Here is a 20,934-nt window from a genome sequence, read left to right as displayed (position 1 = left end):
ATGTTTAAAATGGAATTAAACAAAGAAAAAAAACTATTCGTAATAACTATAGGCGGATTTTTTAGAGAGGATGAAGGAAAAAAATTCTTAGATGATTATAATACTAATGTAAAGTCTATAACTCCAGCTTCTTATACTTTAGTTCTTGATGGTTCTGGTTTATTGACTTCAAAGCAAGATATGTTACCTGTATTAAAGAATTGTGTATCTCTTTATAAAAGCTCTGGTTTTAAATCTATTGTTTCTCTACCACCTTCATCTAAGACAGCAGAAATGCAATTATTAAAAGCTATTGAAGAAGTTGGTGCAAAAATTAAATTTGTAGACAACATAGACAAGCTGTAATAGAAAATATTAATTTAAGATGATTATCTTTATAACAGCTTATTTTCTTGAAAATTATATTTAAAGTGATAAAGACCGTAGAATTTCTTATTTAAGCCTTCTACAGTCTTTATATTTTTCTAAATTTTGGCTATTATATATTAAAACTCAGCAGTTCCTGTAGTTCTTGGGAATGGTATTACATCTCTTATATTGCTCATTCCTGTCACATACATAATCATTCTCTCAAAGCCCAATCCAAATCCAGCATGTTTAGTTCCACCATATTTTCTAAGCTCTAAATACCACCAGTAATCCTCTTTATTTAAGCCCAATTCTTCTATTCTCTTCTCTAAGATTTCAAGTCTTTCTTCTCTTTGACTTCCTCCGATAATTTCTCCTATGCCCGGAACCAACAAGTCCATAGCGGCAACAGTTTTATTATCTTCATTCATTCTCATATAGAAGGCTTTGATATCCTTTGGATAATCAGTTACAAATACAGGCCTCTTAAACACTTCCTCTGTTAAGTATCTCTCATGCTCCGTTTGTAAATCGCATCCCCAGCTAACTGGATATTGGAATTTCTTACCTGATTTTTGTAGTATTTCTATAGCTTCTGTATAAGTTACTCTACCAAAATCAGAGTTTGCAACATGATTTAATCTATCCTTTAATCCTTTATCTATAAAGCTATTGAAAAATTCCATCTCCTCTGGAGCATTTTCCATTACATAGTTGATTATATATTTAATCATATCTTCTGCAAGCTCCATGTCATCTCCTAAGTCTGCAAAAGATATCTCTGGCTCTACCATCCAAAACTCTGCAGCATGTCTTCCAGTGTTTGAATTTTCTGCTCTGAAAGTTGGTCCAAAAGTATAAATATTTCTAAATGCTAGTGCATAACATTCCCCTGCTAACTGTCCGCTAACTGTTAAACTGGTTTCTTTTCCAAAGAAATCCTTTGAGAAATCTATTTTTCCTTCCTCTGTCCTTGGAATGTTATCCATGTCTAAAGTACTAACTTTAAACATTTCTCCTGCTCCTTCAGCGTCGCTTCCTGTAATTATAGGGGTATGAGTATATACAAATCCTCTTTCATTAAAGAATTTGTGTATTGCATAGGCAGTAAGTGAACGTACTCTAAATACTGCTGAAAAAGCATTACTTCTTGGTCTTAAATGTGCTATTGTTCTTAAATACTCAAAAGTATGTCTTTTCTTTTGAAGTGGATAATCACTTGAGGATTCCCCTTCAATTATTATTTTTTTTGCTTTAATTTCAAAGGGTTGTTTTGCACCTAGTGTTAATATAACCTCTCCTTCCACAGTTATAGAAGAGCTAATACTTAACTTCTCTATTTCTTTAAAATTTTCTAGAGAATCCTCAAAAACTATTTGAACATTCTTAAAGAAACTACCATCATTTACCTCTATAAATCCAAAAGCCTTCGAACTTCTTAAGGTTCTAATCCAACCTGAAATTGAAATGTCCTGTCCTCCAAATTTTTCTGCATCTCTGTAAAGCTGCTTAACTAAAACTTCTTTCATTTTTTAGTCCTCCTTTTCTTTATATGAAGATTATTTAATACAAATAATAAAAAAACCTTTCACCCCTACACAAAGGGACGAAAGGATACATTCCGCGGTACCACCCAAATTATCAATTTGATCACTCTACAAGTACAGAGAAAACATCTCGATACTCTTCCCTTCTAACAGTGGGATTCCGTCTAAGTCTACTCTCCAAAGATTTCGGTTAGAAACTCCGAGGTGTTCTTCAATAAGAGCTTCGTGCTGGACTTTCACCCTCTCCAACTCGCTAAAACTACTTCTCATATCTACTCTTCTCATCATAGCATTTATAATAGTTGTTTATCATTATTTCCAAAACTAAATTTAAAATACTAATTATTTAAAATTGTTATATATTATTATAGTAATAACTCTATATAATGTCAACAATTATTACATTAATTATACAAAAGTTCAGTGAATTGTAAATTAGGCTACAATTCACCCACACTTTATAATTTCAATTTATTATATAAACTATTATTTAACATTAATTTCTTAAATATAATAACACCTATTATTGACACTACTACAAACTCTCCTATAGCTACCTGCACTACTGATAACCAAAATGGAAGATTTAAAACATAATAAAGTTCAGCACCAACCATAAGTGCATTTATTACTGTTGCCCATAATGAACTAATAAATAATACCTTCCCTGAATTGATGCCTTGCTTCTTTTCTAATTGCTTCTTTGTACATACCATTAAAACTAGTGCAATCAAAGTAGCTGAAGTTCCAACAATAACATCTACTATACCCATAGGACTTAATAAAAAATTTGATATTAAGCAACCTAGAGTAAGGGCTGGCATATATAGTGGATCAATCAATGCTAATAGTACTAACACTTCTGATAGTCTAAATTGTATTCCTACAACTGTAAAAGAAACTGGCGCAAGTGCAAAGGTAACTACTACATAAACTGCTACAATTAAAGCCATTTTCAACAGCTTATTGGTTTTTGGATTAATATTCATTTTCTTCCTCCCTAAGTATACTTCGTTTCTCTACCTCACTTAGTCTTAGCATCACTTTTTATTAATTATAAATTTAAAATTAATGATATAACACCAAAAGAACTACATTTTTAAATTTTTTTGTAGCCTTATACTTTGTTCCATATCTTAATTTTAAAAATTAAATTAACACAAAAGAAAGCTGTCATATACATACATGACAGCCTTGTAATCTTCAAAAATAAGTAAAGTCCTTCTTAAAATAAGTATAAAAAGGGGGCTTTTAAAGATTTCAATGCCGTAGTTTTATTTTAAGACAGGAGGCTTCCGAACTGTCTCTATTTTATTTTCTATACTATTGTATATGATAAGATAATGAAAATCAATATATTCACTCAAAATTTAAGTAATGTTAAGTTTAGGTTAAGTTTAGTTTACATAATGTTAAATTTTTTATAGAAGTCTTAACATTGCCTCTGTTTTATTATATGGTTATTGTGTAAATAATATGTTAATCTTAATTCTTATATATTAATGGGGGTAATATTATTATGGAATCATTATTGTTAATTATCAACTTACTTGGTGGAGTTGGTATATTTCTCTATGGTATGAAATTAATGGGAGATGGATTAGAGAACCTTGCAGGTGAAAAATTGAAAGGTATCTTCGATAAATTATCATCTAATCCTGTTAAAGGCATAATAACTGGTACAGCAGTTACAGCTATTATTCAAAGTAGCAGTGCTGTAACAGTTATGGTAGTTGGTTTTGTTAATGCTGGACTTATGAACTTATCTCAAGCTGCTGCAATAATTATGGGAGCTAATATAGGTACTACTGTAACAGCTCAACTTATTAGTTTTGATTTTGATGCTATAGCACCACTATTTATAGCTATCGGTGCTGCTTTAATGTTGTTTACCAAAAATAGAAAAGCTAAAGAAAGTGGAATGATAACTCTAGGCTTTGGTATATTATTCTTGGGTTTAAGTTTAATGTCAAGTGCTATGGAGCCTCTAAAGGACTCTCCATTCTTTGCAGAATTAATCTTAAAGCTAGATGGAAGAATTTTATTAGGAGTTCTACTCGGCTTGTTAATGACTGCAGTGATTCAAAGTTCATCTGCAATTACTGGTATACTTGTAGCCTTAGCTTTAAGTGGTAGTATTCCTATAGGTGTTGCAGTACCTATAATATATGGAACTAACATAGGTACCTGTGTAACTGCATTAATATCTTGTGTTGGAACCTCTAGAACAGCAAAAAAGGCTGCTCTTATTCATTTATTATTTAATGTAATAGGTGTACTTATATTCTTAATTCCAGGAGTTACTAATCTACTAATAAACATAGTTACATCTTTAAGCCCTGGAACAGATGGAATAGCCGTATCCAGACAAATAGCTAATGCTCATACAGTATTTAATATAGTAAACACTGTATTATTATTTCCATTCATTAACCAATTAGTATCATTAGTAAACATTATACTTCCAGGAGATGATACTAAAGAAATTCTTGGTACAAAATACATAGATAATAGGCTGTTAGAAACTCCTACTATAGCTTTTGGTCAATCAACTAATGAAATTATTAGAATGGGTCAAATAGCTAAAAATAACTTAGAAACTGCTCTTGAAGGATTTATGAAAGAAGATCTAGAATTAATTAAAAAGGTTTATAGTAATGAAAATTTAATAAATATTTTAGAAACCGATATTACTAAATACTTAGTACAGCTTTCTAACTCAGACTTAGGCAATGATCAAAAATCTATTTTAGCTGCTTATTTTCACGTAGTTAATGATATAGAACGTATAGGCGATCATGCAGAAAATATTGCAGACTGGGCTGGTGAAAAGACTTCTAAAAATCTTAAGTTCTCCCAGGAAGCTATTGATGAGCTTACTAAAATGTCTAATCTTTGTATAAAAGCTATTGATGATAGTTTAGCATGCTTTGCTAATTATAATAAAGAAAAAGCTAGTGCTATTAGAAGCTTAGAAGAAGAAATCGACTCTTTAGAAAAAACGCTCAGAACATCTCACATTAAAAGATTGAATAATGGTATATGTAGTGCTACTGTAGGTACTATGTTTGTAGATATAATTAGTAACCTTGAAAGAGTTGGAGACCATGCTGTTAATATAGCTGAAATAATTGCTAGAAATTAAACTATAGTTATAAATTTTAAGGGAGCAAGTCAAACTTGCTCCCTTATTTAGATGTCTTAAACTATTATAACATTTCTACAACCATTATTTATAGCTATTTCTTTTAATTCTTCCATATACTGTTGTGTAGGTACAGAAGATTTAATCAATTCTTGTCTAACTCCTAATGGCCTATATTTAATTAATTTATATATAATATTAGGATTTATGCTCGCCAATAACTTACTTCCCATATCTACAGTATAGATATTATTTAAAACCTCTGGAACTACTACAGTTCTAATTTCATAAACTTTATCTATGGCGCCTAACTGTTTTATATTTTCTATTACCTCTTCATTAGAAAGTCCTACAAGCATTTTATTTTCATTACTATCAAAAGCCTTCAGATCAATCATAGCTTTGTCTGTAACTTCTAATAGTTCTTTATTTTTATATATTGGTGTAGAACCATTTGTATCTATAAATGTGGTTAACCCCATTTTTTTGACTTCTCTAAAAAGGTCTATTAAAAAATCACTTTGTAGAGTACATTCTCCTCCAGATACTGTTATACCCGAAATAAAATACTTGGTTTTTTCTAATTCCTTTAAAATGTCTTGAGTTGTCATTGAAACAATTTTAGGACTACTATTTCTTTTGCAACTAGCTATGCAAGCATCACAATTTACACATTTGTCCCTATTGTATTTAACTACACCATCAATCTGCTCTAAAGCTCCGTACTCACATTTAGAAACACATATTCCACAATTATTACATTTATTTATGGTTTCAGGATTATGACAATAGAGACAATTATAGTTGCACCCTTGTAAAAATATAGCTGTTCTATTTCCTTCACCGTCTACATTACTAAAGGGAATTATTTTATTAACTAACCCAACTCTACTCATTACTTTCTCTTAGTTTTCTCTCTAGTATTTTAGAGTTTTTCACTGCACCATAACCAAGTGCTACAGTATCTTGTAATACTTGCTCTCCTCTATCTAGCTTTTCAATATCAGAACGTTTAACTAGATATCCTGTAATTCTTATTACATCACAATCATCACAGTAAAGTGAAAAATACCTCATATCTATGGCAAAAGCTCCCTTAATTACATCTAATATAGACTTCGGATTATTTTTAGCCATAGTATCAAATTTAAATATATCACCTATTCCTGATGGGAAGTATTTATGAAATACTGCACTTTGTACTAAGTGTTCATGAAGAATTGGTTCTTCTCCTATTGGAATTCTACAACCTGGACTTGTTCCATTATCTGTTTCAATTCCAACTTGAGCATGGAGTAGATAGTGGTTATCTGTTGCTTCACAGTATTTATTTTCATGTTTATTTACTATATCATACATAGTTTTGATAATAGTTTCTCCTAATTCATTAGCTTTAGCACTATGTCCAAATCTATCCTTTTCTTCACTAGCATTAAGCAATGTATTTACACACTCTGCAAGGCCTACTAATCCAAACATAGCAGTGAATCTATCCCTTGAAATTAATCCTTCTCTTACTAGGAAATTAGACTCAAAAAAGTTACTCTCCTCTACTATGAATCTTACTCTTTTATCCATGTAGTCAAGCATAATTTCTATAGCTTCAGGTAATACATTATTTAAGAAATCTTCTACATTCTTTGCCTTAGGAGCTAATTTTGAAAGTATCATCCTTACTAATGTATAACTTCCGCCACCTATATTTAATCCATTGTAACAACTAGCTATTGCATATTTTTCTCCTAACTCTTTTGAGAACATTTCATGGTTTGCAAAACTTGGCTTTGCACAAGAAAGAGCCGTTTTAATAGCTTCTATAGCAAATTCATCATTAGTTTCTTTGGAATATTTTAAAGTTATATTAGGAGTAGCATTTTGAAGTTCTCTTTCAACTTCTAATATTATTCTTCCTGCTTTTGTATCTAATGGTCCTATATTAGCATGACAGAAAGAATCTGTTATAGTTCTATCTATATGCATTAAGAAAAATTTTATAGCCATATAAGCTTCCTTTTCATCAGCTACAAATGGTTCTAATAATGTATCAATATTTCCTACATATACTGGGAAAGATGTTATTGATGGAACATGCTTGTATAATATTAAAAGATTATTAACAGCCTCCCAAATATTTGTTGGAGGAGTTAATCTTAAAAACTCACTACCCTGTTTCATAAATTTTTCATAGTCAGGAACTATATATCTAGGTCTATATGGTGCTTCACCTTCATTTAAATCACAAATAATTCCTATGTCTTGATAATCTTTAGTTTTTTCACTTTTATTTAATACCTCTAGAGAATTCTCTGCCTCTCTAGCTAAATTTAAAACTTTCATTTCATAAGTTAAAGTCTTATCTTTTATAATATTAAGAATTCTATCCTTCATTATATATTCCTCCAAATCATCTAAAAGTTTAAGAATATTTTTATTAAGTATATTATATACTTATATATATTATATACTTATTTCTAAAATTTTTCTACAAATTGTGAATAATTATTATTGTTAAATAATTGTTATGAATATTTTATAAATAATTACATAAATTCTATATAATTCATTATACCTTATTTAGTTTATATTGACTTTTTGATGTGTAAACCATACAATTTTATATGTTAAGTTGATAATTTTCAGGTGCCACTAAGTATATAAAATAACTTATCACTAAATAGTTGTTTTTAATATACTAAGGCTTAATTGGGAAAGTGCAAAACACTGCAGCCCCCGCTACTGTATATGGCGACGAAGCTAAAAACCACTGTATTTCACGGGAAGGTTAGCTTAGGATGAACCATAAGCCAGGAGACCTGCCTAAAAATATTTACAGTCACTTTCGGCGGGAAAGGAGATGAAGTGTACTACTTCTACGTAATCCCTCTAGGGATTTTTTATTTTGAACAAAACATAAAATTTATAAGTTAAGGAGCTGATAAAATGAAATTTATGAAGAAAATTACTTCTACTATTTGTCTGTTTTTGTTATGTGCTTTGTTTTTAACTGCTTGCGGAAATAACCCTACACCTAAAAACGAAAGTAATTCTGCAGATAATTCTTATCCTGTGAAATTAGTGGATAGCTATGGTGAAGAAGTAACTATTAATGAAAAGCCTGAAAAAATAATTTCTCTAGGACCTAATACCACTGAAATAGTTAGTGAATTGGGTGCCATAGATAGATTGATAGGAAGAACTGATTTTTGTGATTACCCTGCTGAGGTTTCAAAGATCGAATCCATAGGTAGTTTATATGATCCTAATGTGGAGAAAATTGTGTCCTTGCAGCCTGATTTGGTGTTAGCTTCTACTCACACTAAAGAAGAAACTGTAAAAAAACTTAAAGAACTTGGTATTCCTGTACTTGCATTGTATGAAAAAGAAAACTTTGATGGAGCCTACTCTCTTATAGAAAAGATAGGAATAGCCATTGATTCTAAAGATAAATCCTCAGAAATTATAGCTAATATGAAAGCAAAAGTAAAAGAAATAAAATCTAAAACCGATTCAGTAACTAGTAAGCCAAAAGTATATTATATGGTTGATTTTGGCGGAAATGGAGATTTTACTGCTGGTGGAGACACTTTTATTAATGATATAATTGAAATGGCTGGTGGAGAAAATATAGCAAAAGATATAGAAGGATGGAAATACAGCTTTGAAAAAATTGTAGAGAACAATCCTGATGTTATAATATGCAGTAGTAATTATGGAGCTAAGGATAAAATGATACAAGCGGATAATTATAAAGATCTACGTGCTGTTAAGGAAAATAAAGTTCTAGAAATTGATGACAATCTAATAGTAAGACAAGGACCTAGATTAACTCAAGGGTTAGAAGAAATGACTAAACTTATTCATCCTGAGCTTTTTAAATAGTTAAAATATGCTCTAGTTATAACTAGAGCATATTATTTATAAATTGATTTAATTTAAATAATTTTATGAAGAGAGTGATATAATTGGCTTACCTAAAGAGAAAAAATAATATTTTAAATTACATAATTATAATATTAATATTGATAGTTTTAACCATAGTTTCCATAAGCGTAGGTGCTGCCAATATAACATCTTTGGATACTTTTAAAATTTTAGTAAGTAAAATACCCCTGTTGGGCAATATAATAGATATCAGTAATATATCAGCCACTTCCTTTACTATAGTTTTAAATGTAAGACTCCCTAGAATTTTATTAGGAGCGCTTATTGGAATGAACCTTTCTGTAGTAGGTGCTACCTATCAAGGTATATTTAAAAACCCAATGGCTGACCCTTATATACTTGGTATATCTTCTGGAGCTGCACTAGGTTCTGCTATTAGTTTTGTATTAGGACTAAGCAATTCATCTATTCTTGCATTTATAGGAGCAATCCTTACTACATATTTAGTTTATAGTATTGCTCGCGTTGGCAATAGAGCTCCTACTATAAATCTATTATTATCTGGAGTTGCTGTAAGTTTTTTTCTTTCTTCATTATTATCTATAATAATGGTATTATTTACTAAGCAACTTGATAAAATCGTGTTTTGGAGTATGGGTAGTCTTTCTACTGGGAGCTGGAGCAAATTAATTGTAGTATTTGTAATCTCCTTACCTATGATTATATTTATAATGTCCTATTCAAGGGAGTTAAACATAATGTCTACTGGTGAAGAGACTGCTAAAAACTTAGGCATAAATACCGAAAAATTAAAAAAAGTATTGCTTTTAATAACGTCTTTAATCATCGCTATAAGCGTTTCTTATACAGGCATTATAGGATTTGTAGGACTAATAATTCCTCATACCGTAAGACTCCTATATGGCTCGGATCACAAGGTAGTACTCCCCATGTCTTGCTTCTATGGCATTGGATTTATGATAATATGTGATACCTTAGCAAGAACTATAATAGCACCAACAGAAATTCCTATCGGTGCCATAACTTCTTTCTTTGGCGCACCATATTTTATATATCTTCTTTATAAAAATAAAAAGAAGGTGATGTAATGGATATTAACTCTATTAAAGTAAATAATCTTAATTATTCCATTAATGATAAAAATATATTAAAGAATATATGTCTATCAATTAATAAAGGAAAATTTTATAGTATCATAGGACCTAATGGTTCTGGCAAAACTACTTTATTAAAAAATATCACTAATTCATTAAAAGTAAGTAAAAATACCGTGTTAATAGAAAATAAAGATATTCTTTCCTATAATTCTAAAGATTTAGCACAGAATCTGTCCTATGTTCCACAAGAAAATTCTTGTGATTTTGATTTTTCTGTATGGGATATAGTATTGATGGGGAGATACCCCTATCTTGGAAAGTTCCAACAGGAAAGTGACGAAGATTTAAAAATAGTAAAAAGTTGTTTAACTAAAACTAAAACCTATCATTTAAAAGATAAGAACATCAAATTTCTCAGTGGTGGTGAAAGACAGAGGGTTTTTATAGCTAGAGCTTTAGCACAACAAACAAACATTCTATTATTAGATGAGCCTATATCTATGCTTGATATACATCATCAATTAGAAATTATGGATACCTTGAAGGGATTAAATTCCAATATGGATATTACCACAGTTTGTGTATTACATGATTTGAATATGGCTTCTGAGTATAGCGATACTTTAATTTTAGTCAGCGATGGTGAAATAGTAGCAATGGGATCTCCTTATGAGGTTTTAACTGTAGAAAATATACAACAGGTATATAATGTTAGGGCTCATATAGATCACAATCCCTTTACTAATAAACCACACATAATGGTAATTCCTCAAAGATATAATAAACAACATTAATACATTATTGAATACTATAAATATGATAAATAAAGTTTAGGTGGAGATAATTTGAAAGTAGGAATAATTTCAGACACTCATGTAAGAAAACATAGCTCTAAATTTGAAAACTTTATTAACCATAAACTCAAAGATGTAGATTTAATTATTCATGCTGGTGATTATACCAATGAGGCTATTATTAGACTTCTAAAAGATAATACTAAATTTGTTGGTGTTTATGGTAATAATGATAAAACATCTATTCGAGATGAGTTAAAATCTAAAGAAATAGTTAAAGTAGGTAAATATAATCTCGGAATATATCATGGCCATGGAGAGAAAGGCAATACTTTAGATAATGTTTTAAACGAATTTAAAAAAGATAAAATAGATATAATAGTATTTGGACATAGCCATAAACCAACTATTTTTACTAAAGATAATATACTTATGATAAACCCTGGCTCTCCCACAAGTAAAAGAAAAGAGCCTTGGTTTTCCTATGTAATATTAGAAATCTTAGATGATGGTATTTCTGCATCATTACGCTTTTTTAAATAAGTTACTATGTAATTTTATTTATGAATTGTGTTATCCATAGGGAAATTCGCTAAAGTGAAGGGACATATAGCAAAGCTTTAATAGAGTGTTATTTCGTAATAGGTAATCCTAAACACAAAATATTTGTTTACTAATGAACATTTACCTGCCACTAAAAAAGCTTTCTCCACGACCTTTGGTTGTGTTTCCCTAACTAAATTATTTCATAATTTAGTTACACATATCCATATATTCCTCTTACAGATACTTCTCCTGATAATACCTTTTTTATTGTTCCATCCTCATTCTCTACTATTAATTCTCCATCATCGTCAATATCAATGGCTTTAGCTATTTCTTCTTTTGTCCCATTGATGATTCTAATTTCTTTTCCTAAAAGTATAGAGGCCTCCCTACTGATATTTATAATTTCCGAAAAATCTTCTTCGTATATAAACTTATTATAAAGCTGTTCTAAATTATTAATTATATTAGCTATAATCGCCTTCCTGTCTACTTCCTGTCCAACATGATTTCCTATAGATGTGGCTTTGTCTTTTATGTCTTCTGGAAATTCTTTTGTATTAACATTTATTCCAATACCCATGATAACATAATTAATTCTCTCAATTTCAGCATTCATCTCTGTTAATATTCCACAAATTTTTTTACCATCAATCACAATATCATTAGGCCATTTTATATAACTCTCAATCTTCATTTCCTTTAATGACTTATAAACTGCCGCTGCTCCTAGTAGGGTTAGTTTTGATGCATAGATAGGTGGTATATTAGGCCTAAGTAATATAGACATCCATATTCCACTTCCAATAGGAGAACTCCAACTTCTACCTATTCTACCTTTTCCATTAGTTTGCTCTTCAGCTACTACTACCGTTCCATGTACTTCTCCTCGATTAGCTAATCTCTTACATTCTATATTGGTAGAATCTATACTTTCATAGTAAAAATAATTTTTTCCTAATTCTTTAGTATTTAAATACTCACTAATTTCTCCATAACTTAATATATCCGGCTCGCTATTCAATTTATATCCCTTTTTAGATATTGATTCTATTTTATATCCATCTTCTCGTAAAGCTTTTATATGTTTCCATATAGCTGCTCTACTTATTCCAAACCTCTCACTTAATTTCTCTCCAGATATAAAATCATTTTTATTAGTTTTTAAAATCTCTAATATTTCATTTCTCATTATTTTATAAACCCCTCATGCTATTTTTAAAAATTATTTCTTGCTTTTACTTAAAAATATTTTAATATTTTCTTCTTCCATCTTTATAGCCTCTTCTGTGTCATTTCCTCTTCCCAGTCTATCACAAATCCCTAATAACGCCACCTTATCTGCCGAAATATCCTTTTCCATAGCTTTAACATTAGCAAAGGACATATCCTTAACAACAAATAAAATTTGCATATGCCATCTAACTAAGGCCTGAACTTCTTGAATAAATTCATCATCTACGTTAAATTGTTCTAAAAATTCCTTAGCCATTCTAGCTCCAACTTTATCATGGTCATAAGATACTAATTTTCCTTTTCTAATTCTAGTTGTAGGTCCTTTACCTATATCATGCAAAAATGCTGCCCACATAAATACTTTAGGATTTTCATATTCATCCCTTCTCTTTGCTGCTTCATCTATAACTAACATGGTATGATTCCATACATTTCCTTCTGGATGATGTTCTCTGTTTTGGTCTATTTCTATCAATCTACTTATCATGTTAAAAGGATATTCCATAGGAAATGAGTCACTTTGAATCAAATCTTGAAAATATAAAGATGGTTTATTATCTTCCAATAAATGTTTATTAAATTCATCAAAATAATTTTTCATAACATTTCACTCCTTAACTCTTATTCTTATATTATTGTCACAAATTATATATATATTAATACAATAATAATATATAATTATTTTTTATGTTCCCCCTATATTGCCTCATGTAAAAATGAGGTTTTTTATTTAGTCATTGTTTTAATGTGTAGTTATAAAATCAACAACCATTTAAAACAAAGCCTTTATTTAACGTAAAAGCTCCGAATACTCGGAGCTTTTATACTAAAATATGTCTTTATTGTTGAAGATTTTCTCCTCCATTACCTTCTTGTCCAGGTGTTTGCCCTGGATCAGTAGGTTGTTGTGGAGTAGTTGGATCTGGTGCTTGTACTTCTGGTTTTTTAGTACCCTTCTTTATAACTTTTGGTGATGGATTATATACATCACTGTTCATAAGTTCTCTAGAAATCTCTATACCATCTTGATAAATAATTCTATAAGCTTTTACTTTGTAACCTTGAGAACCTCTCTTATCCACTACTTCTTTGCCTTCCTCTAAAGTAGGGTCATCCACATACTTTGTAGTAGGTTGTATCGTCTCGTAAGTTTCAGAAGTAAACCCATAGGTTTTACCAGTTAATAAAGCTGAATTAGAATATAAACTAAAAGTAATCTTACCATTATATGTTACACCTTCTATATATATTGGATAATCAGTACTATTTGTAAACACATAATCTATACCACCATATGAAATAGTTGCATCTAATCCTTTTGATACATATCCTACAGGCATACTATGATTCCTTCTTTGATCTGGTAATATTCCTGCTTTAATTACAGCGTTATGAAGTGTAGACGACACTTGACATATACCTCCACCATATCCATCTACTATCTCTTCTCCAACTATGACTCCCCCTTTTTGGTATCCTTTATCAGGGGTTGTATCGCCTATTACAGTGTTAAAGCTAAATTTGTCTCCAGGCATCAACAACATACCATTTATAGTTCTAGTTCCTATTGCTATATTAGTACCTCTACTTCCATCTGATGTTCCATATGTAGTCGTAAAAGTTGAAATTTTAGAGTCTACTTTAGACAATATTTCCTTTGTTTTCACAGGAGTTTCTGTAATCATCTTAGCTTCTACATCTATATTACCCTCTTTAGTAGTAGCTATTTTATTATTTATATCATTTATAAGTGCTTGTACATCTATTTTTTTACCAACAACCTCATCAGTAACACTAAATCCATTTCCTGTCTTTTTAATGTCAGCATCCTTTTTATCACTATTTACTTCCTTTGCTATATTCTCAACTGTTAAATTAACAACTTGTTGATCATATGTAAAGTTTATAGGGAACTCTTTATCTGTGCCTTTTTTTATAGTGTTGTATTTACCAACATAACCTAAATCTCTGCCATTTTTAAATGCCATATCTATTGTTTCTTCTATGTTATATCTTACTTGTAAATCCTTTAATCCTAATGTATGAATTCCATTTTCAACTTTAATATTGATTAGTCTGCTTTCAACCTGATTATTATATTTATCATTTAAAAGCTTTATAGCATTCTCTTTAGTCATACCACCTATATCAGCATTTTCTACTGTGGTGCCCGGGAAAATTAAGTTATCATATTTCTTCACCGTAGTATAAACATAGGATGTTGCTCCAATAAATACACATACAATTATGGCAATAAAAGAACCTATTATTACATTTATTCCCTTATTCTTTTTTTTCCTTGATTTTTTGCGGTATCCTGTACTACCCTTATTTCCTTCTTTTTCTAAGTTAGTATCCATAATCACATTCCTTTCACGCAACATTACTAAAATCCACTTAACGTATTTAGTATATCATAAATACATAGGATTTTCACTCCTATATTACTACGAAAAAATATGACAAAAGTGTACATATAAATTAATATATCTATATAAATTTTATTTTCCCAAAATAAAATTTCCACAATAAAAATCCTAATATTTACCGTATATTGCGAATTTATTATATTTCTTCTTGTATTCATCATAAATTTATGTCTTATTATAGTAATAATTACTTTATATTTCCAACTGATTAATAAGGTAACATTTTTATCATTTTTGAAAATACAGGAAATCCATACTCATCTACTGCATAATAAAGATATGCATAATAGGATATTGCCGAAACCAAAACAAATACAATAATTGCTACTATAAATATAATTTTAATACTAGATTTTGATTTCTTCTTTGACATGTATAATACCCCTTTACTAACTTTCATGATTTCTACTACTTACCGTAATAGCTTCTGTATTCTCCTTTATAATTATGCTCAGTAAAATTTACATTTTATTTTCTTCAAATACCTTAATAGGAATAATCAATAGAGCACATTCTAAGAAAAGGGCAAATGTTAATTGATATTATAGAATAAAATATATTTCACTTAATTCCAAGATAAAAGCCCTTCACCATGTGAAGAGCTCTAAATCTGTAATTATCTTTCTATTACTAATGCTGTACCTTGTCCGCCACCTATACATAATGTAGCTAATCCTGTTTTACTATCTCTCTTTATCATCTCATGAATAAGAGTAGTTAATATTCTTGCTCCTGAAGCTCCTACTGGATGTCCTATTGCTATAGCTCCCCCATTAACATTAACCTTACTCATATCAAAGTTTAAGTCTTTTGCTACTGCTAAAGATTGTGCAGCAAATGCTTCATTTGCTTCAATAAGATCTAACTCTTCTACTTTTAAGTTTGCTTTTTCTAAGGCTTTTCTAGTTGCAGCTACTGGTCCATATCCCATTATTGATGGATCTAATCCTGCTGATGCATAAGATTTAATTTTAGCTAATGGTTTAAGTCCTAATTGATCAGCTTTTTCTTTAGACATTACTATAAACATAGCAGCTCCATCATTTATTCCAGAGGCATTACCTGCTGTAACTGTTCCCTCTTTTTTGAATGCTGGTTTTAATTTTGATAATTTTTCTATAGTCATATTAGCTTTTGGGAACTCATCTGTATCAAATACTATTGGCTCACCTTTTCTTTGCGGTATTACAACTGGAACTATTTCATCCTTAAATCTACCCTCTTTTATAGCTCTTTCAGCCTTTAACTGACTTTGTAATGCGAATTCATCTTGCATTTCTCTTGTTAATCCCCATTGTTCTGCTATGTTTTCTGCAGTTATTCCCATGTGATAGTTGTTAAATGCATCCCAGAGACCATCTTTTATCATTGTATCAACTACAGCTGTATCTCCCATTCTTTGTCCCCATCTGTTACTTGGAATTGTGTATGGTGCATTACTCATGCTTTCAGTACCACCCGCTAATATTATATCAGCATCATCTGATTGTATGATTTGAGCTGCTAAACTAACTGCTCTTAAACCTGAACCACATACTTTGTTTATAGTAAGAGCTGAAGATTCTTTGCTTAATCCAGCATTTAGAGCTACTTGTCTAGCTACGTTTTGTCCAAGACCTGCACTTAAAACATTTCCTATAATAGCTTCCTCTACTATGTTTGCATCTATTCCTGCTCTCTTTATAGCTTCTTTTGCAGCTATTGCTCCTATCTCCACTGCTGATAACTTTGATAAACTTCCACCAAAACTTCCTAATGCTGTTCTAGCAGCACTTACGATAACTACTTCTCTCATTTTATTATTCCTCCATTCAATTACTACATCAAAATACAGATATATATTAATCTATAATATAGTTAATTTGTTTTTCATACCTTAATATTTATAAGCAATTACCATGCCAACTTCTAAAATGGCTTATTTTCAGTGCTTTCGACAAATATACTTTTTATTCAATGTAAACTTTGTTTACATTGCTTTTACAATGCTTTCTTTGTTAATGTTATAACTACCATGTTAAAAAAATCACCCTAAGACAGTTCAATGGGTCACAGAGATAAAATTTGATATTTTTATAAATTTATACTACTTTTCTTGTTATAATATTATCAAATTTTAAAAATAAGTCATGTGTAAACTTAATTTACATGTAAACTTTAGTAGACAGTCTTTTTAACATTCTATATTATATCTAGCCAACTTCTTATATAATCCTTGTCTGCTAAGTCCCAATAACTTAGATGCCTCATTTTTATTTCCATTAGTCTTCTGTAATGTTTCTAATATTATGTGCTTTTCTATATCATCAACTATATCTTTTAAGGATTTATTTTCTAAGTTAAATTTTCTTCGTTTTCCTTTTATAATCTTATCAGGTAAATGCTTAGGGGTAATCAGCAGCTCTGTATCTAATAAGTTAATAGCTCTTTCTATTACATTCTCCAACTCTCTTACATTTCCCGGCCAGTCATAGCCTTTCAAGTATTCAATAGCCCTTTTAGATATCCCCTCTGAATAAATACCATATTTATTACACAATTTTATTCTTAGAGAGTTTGCTAAGTGCTCTATGTCTTCTCTTCGCTCTCTTAATGGTGGAAGCTTAATCTGCATTACATTTAGCCTATAATATAAATCCTCTCTAAACTTTCCTTGTTCTATGAGTTCAGGTAGAGATTTATTAGTAGCAGCAATAATTCTTACATCAATATTCTTTACATCATTACTGCCAACCCTCACTATTTCTCTTTCTTGTAATACCCTTAAAAGCTTTACCTGCATATTAAGAGGCATATCTCCAATCTCATCAAGAAGTATGGTTCCTCCATTAGCCACTTCAAATTTTCCTTTTAACCCACTTCTTTTAGCTCCAGTAAAGGCCCCTTCATCATATCCAAACATTTCCGATTCAAAAAGTTCTTCTGGTATAGCTCCACAATTAATTTTAATAAAAGGCTTATGAGCTCTTCTACTTCCATTATGTATGGAGTGTGCAAATAATTCCTTCCCTGTTCCACTCTCTCCAGTAATTAGAATCGAAGATTCTCCTTTAGCTGCCTTACTTGCAAATTTCACCACAGATAAAAAACTGCTACTGTTTCCTATAAAATTTTCAAAGCTATGTTTAGCTTTATTCTCCTCCGTAAGCTCATTTTTATAATATTGAAGTTCCTTTTCTAAATGTGATATTTTACTTCCTAGTATTTTAAAATTCTCTAAATCCTTAAACATCACCTTTCCTATGGCCCCTTCAATTTCTCCATCTATTACAATTGGAACTCTCATGGAAATAATTCTATGCTCATTTACCTCCTGTATATCTCCAACTTCTTTGAAGCCTGTCTTTGCGATTATATGGAGTTTTGTATTTGGAATTATTTCAGTAACATGCTTTCCTTCTGGATTTTCACATCCTAAAAAATCCTTATATCCATTACTCATCATTGTCACTATACCATCTTTATCTACTACAACTATATATTCTTCCAAACTATTAAATATAAAATTTAAAATTCCTCCATTTAATTCCACTACTTAATCACCTCTGTTATCTTAATTTATAAATTCTACTTTATAAAATCAAAACCTATACTTCTACTAATCTTTCTCAAATGCATAATTGCAAAATTCCCAACTAGTGCAACAAATATCCCTGTACCTATGCCTGCTATGCTCATCAGCGGTAGATATAACATGATACTAAAGGTTTGTACAATCAATGAAGCTGCAATAAGTTGACCTATATTATGAAATACAGCTCCAACTGCACTAACTCCCACAATCCCAACCTTATCTCTTCCTATTGCTTTTGTTATAACCATAAATATATAACTTAATACACCACCTGTTAAACTATATAAAAGTCTAGAAATACTCCCTCCAAACATAACAGATAACAAAATTCTAAGAGATAAAACTAAAAACGCTTCTTTATAATTCAAAGTATATAGTGCTATTATTGTAATAACATTGGCAAATCCTAATTTTGCTCCTGGAGTAATAAATGGTACAGGAAGCATCCCTTCAATAATATGTAAAACTAAAGACATTGCTATTAATAATGAAATATATATCATTTTTCTCGTACTTCTCATAATTATACCTATCGAGAAATAAAATCCTCTTGTCCTTCCTCTATTCTATTCCCCTGAATTTCAATAACTACTTTGTGGGGTAAACAAACTATCTTATCTCCAACTTTGTGAACAAATCCAAAATCAGTGCAAACTTTATCACTACAATCTGCATCTATTATAGCAATAGAATTATCCTTTATCGCTACCGTATTATATCCCTTATCTAATTTTATTTTAAATTCTTTATCATCGCTATTATTATCAAGTCTTATTCTCTGTTTTTCACTACCATTAATATAGACTATTGCATAAATTTCTCCACTATAATTTTCTTGGTGTTTGGCAAATATCCAATAAGGTACTATAGATAGTACTAGTAATAGTATTATAATTATTATGTCCCATTTCTTAACAATTTTCATATTAATTCTCCCAATATTAACTTTATGATATGACTTTTACAAATCGAAATTTAAAATAATATGCTTATATCTTAAAACCACCTTAAGATATAGCATTTAATCAACTTCACTATTTCTAATTATATAGTTTATCTTGAAAATTATCTATGCCTAGTTTATTTTTCATCATTTACAAAATCATCTAATTGTTTAAGTAAAATTTCCGCAATATAACTGAGGTCTTATTCTTCATAAATATATTTTTACATAAAATACTATTAAAATCTACTAAGGAATGATATATTAATTTTGTGATTCTTTTATGTAAAGCTTAAGGAGGTAGCTATGAAAAAATTTAAATCCATAATACTTATTTTAACTTTATGTTTTCTTACCTCATTCCTAATATCTTGTGGAAAGAAAACTGACATTTCTAAACCATTAAGTAAAACTGAATTGGTTATAGGTACTGTATGTACTATTAGCATTTATGATAATCAAGATATGAAAATCTTAGATAAATGCTTTGATAGATTAAAAGAACTTGAAGATATTTTAAGTATCAATAAAACAGATACCGAACTTCAAAAGGTTAATCAAGCCGCTGGCAAAACTCCTATTAAAGTTAGTGATGAGACTTTAGATGTAGTTATTAAAGGTCTTGAATACTCTAAATTATCTAATGGTGCGCTAGATATAACTGTAGGTCCCTTAGTTAAACTCTGGGGGATTGGTACTGACGATGCAAAAGTGCCTTCACAAAGTGAAATTGATGAGAAAAAATCTCTGATAGATTATTCTTTATTAGAATTAGATAAAACTAATAAAACTATATTTTTGAAAAAAGAAGGTATGATCATTGACTTGGGTTCTATAGCAAAAGGATATGCAGCCGATGAAATAGCTGAACTCTTAACTGAAAACAAAGTATCTAGTGCAGTTATAGATCTTGGGGGAAATATCTTTGCTATGGGTTCAAAGATTGATGGGTCAGACTGGAAAATAGGTGTGCAAAATCCTGATGCAGCTAGAAATGATAGTATCGGATTTTTAAAAGTCAGCAACAAATCTGTAGTAACCTCAGGTATATATGAGAGATATTTTGAAGCTAACGATAAACACTATCATCATATCCTAAATCCTGAAACTGGATTTCCTTATGAAAATGAGGTTTTAGGCGTTTCTATAATAACTGATAAATCAGTGGACGGTGATTCTCTTTCCACAACACTTTTCGCCCTAGGAGTTGATAAAGGATTAGAGTTAATCAATTCTATGGACGGTGTTGATGCTATATTTATAACTAAAAATAAAGATTTATATGTTTCCAGTGGTATAAAATCTATATTTACATTAACTAATAATGAATTTACCATAAAAAATTAAGCTAGAATTTTTTCTAGCTTAATTT

At 30.1% G+C, this 20,934-nt stretch carries 19 protein-coding genes, 1 riboswitch and 1 other annotated feature; of the genes, 7 read left to right on the top strand and 12 right to left on the bottom strand.

Annotated elements, in window-relative coordinates:
• Complete coding sequence (locus tag ACI48Q_RS04050) at positions 1-345, top strand: hypothetical protein (RefSeq protein WP_474917762.1); 345 nt, start codon at positions 1-3, stop codon at positions 343-345.
• A gap of 140 nt (positions 346-485) precedes the next feature.
• Here the strand turns inward: ACI48Q_RS04050 and asnS are convergent, their stop codons facing one another.
• Together asnS and ACI48Q_RS04040 are read right to left on the bottom strand one after the other, a co-directional pair.
• Positions 486-1,877 (bottom strand): asparagine--tRNA ligase, encoded by a 1,392-nt coding sequence (gene asnS, locus ACI48Q_RS04045; protein WP_474917761.1) that lies wholly within the window; start codon positions 1,875-1,877, stop codon positions 486-488.
• A gap of 70 nt (positions 1,878-1,947) precedes the next feature.
• Positions 1,948-2,192: a binding site (T-box leader), on the bottom strand.
• A 161-nt stretch (positions 2,193-2,353) separates the two neighbouring features.
• Positions 2,354-2,884: a QueT transporter family protein gene (locus tag ACI48Q_RS04040; RefSeq protein ID WP_474917760.1), complete on the bottom strand. Its 531-nt coding sequence runs from the start codon at positions 2,882-2,884 to the stop codon at positions 2,354-2,356.
• Positions 2,885-3,414: 530 nt separating this feature from the next.
• Between ACI48Q_RS04040 and ACI48Q_RS04035 the strand changes: the two genes are divergently transcribed.
• The gene (locus ACI48Q_RS04035) at positions 3,415-5,040 is read left to right on the top strand and encodes a Na/Pi cotransporter family protein (RefSeq protein WP_474917759.1); all 1,626 of its coding nucleotides are present in this window, start codon (positions 3,415-3,417) and stop codon (positions 5,038-5,040) included.
• A gap of 56 nt (positions 5,041-5,096) precedes the next feature.
• On the opposite strand, the gene ACI48Q_RS04030 is transcribed toward ACI48Q_RS04035, so the two are convergent.
• Together ACI48Q_RS04030 and ACI48Q_RS04025 are read right to left on the bottom strand one after the other, a co-directional pair.
• Entirely contained in the window at positions 5,097-5,936 is an 840-nt protein-coding gene (locus tag ACI48Q_RS04030; RefSeq protein ID WP_474917758.1) for a YjjW family glycine radical enzyme activase, read from the bottom strand.
• Complete coding sequence (locus tag ACI48Q_RS04025) at positions 5,929-7,428, bottom strand: YjjI family glycine radical enzyme (RefSeq protein ID WP_474917757.1); 1,500 nt, start codon at positions 7,426-7,428, stop codon at positions 5,929-5,931. The genes ACI48Q_RS04030 and ACI48Q_RS04025 overlap by 8 nt, the downstream gene beginning before the upstream one ends.
• 277 nt (positions 7,429-7,705) lie before the next feature.
• A riboswitch (cobalamin riboswitch) is annotated at positions 7,706-7,875 on the top strand.
• Positions 7,876-7,980: 105 nt separating this feature from the next.
• On the opposite strand from ACI48Q_RS04025, the gene ACI48Q_RS04020 reads away from it, so the two are divergent.
• From ACI48Q_RS04020 to ACI48Q_RS04005, 4 genes are all read left to right on the top strand, one after another.
• Positions 7,981-8,919 (top strand): ABC transporter substrate-binding protein, encoded by a 939-nt coding sequence (locus ACI48Q_RS04020; RefSeq protein ID WP_474917756.1) that lies wholly within the window; start codon positions 7,981-7,983, stop codon positions 8,917-8,919.
• A gap of 83 nt (positions 8,920-9,002) precedes the next feature.
• Complete coding sequence (locus tag ACI48Q_RS04015; protein ID WP_474917755.1) at positions 9,003-10,031, top strand: FecCD family ABC transporter permease; 1,029 nt, start codon at positions 9,003-9,005, stop codon at positions 10,029-10,031.
• Positions 10,031-10,834: an ABC transporter ATP-binding protein gene (locus ACI48Q_RS04010; protein WP_474917754.1), complete on the top strand. Its 804-nt coding sequence runs from the start codon at positions 10,031-10,033 to the stop codon at positions 10,832-10,834. The genes ACI48Q_RS04015 and ACI48Q_RS04010 overlap by 1 nt, the downstream gene beginning before the upstream one ends.
• A gap of 51 nt (positions 10,835-10,885) precedes the next feature.
• A complete protein-coding gene (locus tag ACI48Q_RS04005) occupies positions 10,886-11,377 on the top strand; it encodes a metallophosphoesterase family protein (RefSeq protein ID WP_474917753.1) in 492 nt (163 codons plus the stop codon).
• A 214-nt stretch (positions 11,378-11,591) separates the two neighbouring features.
• Here ACI48Q_RS04005 and ACI48Q_RS04000 read toward each other — a convergent pair whose 3' ends face one another.
• The 8 genes from ACI48Q_RS04000 to ACI48Q_RS03965 all read right to left on the bottom strand — a co-directional run bounded on the left by ACI48Q_RS04000 (position 11,592) and on the right by ACI48Q_RS03965 (position 19,544).
• The gene (locus ACI48Q_RS04000; RefSeq protein WP_474917752.1) at positions 11,592-12,572 is read right to left on the bottom strand and encodes a biotin--[acetyl-CoA-carboxylase] ligase; all 981 of its coding nucleotides are present in this window, start codon (positions 12,570-12,572) and stop codon (positions 11,592-11,594) included.
• A gap of 33 nt (positions 12,573-12,605) precedes the next feature.
• Positions 12,606-13,217 (bottom strand): HDIG domain-containing metalloprotein, encoded by a 612-nt coding sequence (locus ACI48Q_RS03995; protein WP_474917751.1) that lies wholly within the window; start codon positions 13,215-13,217, stop codon positions 12,606-12,608.
• 238 nt (positions 13,218-13,455) lie between these two features.
• A complete protein-coding gene (locus ACI48Q_RS03990; RefSeq protein WP_474917750.1) occupies positions 13,456-14,976 on the bottom strand; it encodes a VanW family protein in 1,521 nt (506 codons plus the stop codon).
• Between the two features lie 277 nt (positions 14,977-15,253).
• Positions 15,254-15,418 (bottom strand): hypothetical protein, encoded by a 165-nt coding sequence (locus tag ACI48Q_RS03985; protein ID WP_474917749.1) that lies wholly within the window; start codon positions 15,416-15,418, stop codon positions 15,254-15,256.
• 243 nt (positions 15,419-15,661) lie between these two features.
• Positions 15,662-16,840: an acetyl-CoA C-acetyltransferase gene (locus ACI48Q_RS03980; protein ID WP_474917748.1), complete on the bottom strand. Its 1,179-nt coding sequence runs from the start codon at positions 16,838-16,840 to the stop codon at positions 15,662-15,664.
• Between the two features lie 378 nt (positions 16,841-17,218).
• On the bottom strand, positions 17,219-18,577 hold the full coding sequence (locus tag ACI48Q_RS03975; protein WP_474917747.1) for a sigma-54 interaction domain-containing protein: 1,359 nt from the start codon (positions 18,575-18,577) through the stop codon (positions 17,219-17,221).
• A 35-nt stretch (positions 18,578-18,612) separates the two neighbouring features.
• Positions 18,613-19,140: a Gx transporter family protein gene (locus ACI48Q_RS03970; RefSeq protein ID WP_474917746.1), complete on the bottom strand. Its 528-nt coding sequence runs from the start codon at positions 19,138-19,140 to the stop codon at positions 18,613-18,615.
• Between the two features lie 8 nt (positions 19,141-19,148).
• Positions 19,149-19,544, bottom strand: a complete 396-nt coding sequence (locus ACI48Q_RS03965) for a NusG domain II-containing protein (protein ID WP_474917745.1) — start codon at positions 19,542-19,544, stop codon at positions 19,149-19,151.
• Between the two features lie 324 nt (positions 19,545-19,868).
• Between ACI48Q_RS03965 and ACI48Q_RS03960 the strand changes: the two genes are divergently transcribed.
• Complete coding sequence (locus ACI48Q_RS03960) at positions 19,869-20,909, top strand: FAD:protein FMN transferase (protein WP_474917744.1); 1,041 nt, start codon at positions 19,869-19,871, stop codon at positions 20,907-20,909.
• Positions 20,910-20,934 lie beyond the last annotated feature (25 nt).

The organism is Clostridium sp. LXY-7, assembly GCF_056172015.1.
The sequence above is the reverse complement of the archived record's forward strand: the minus strand, read 5'-3'. Positions and strand labels throughout refer to the sequence as shown.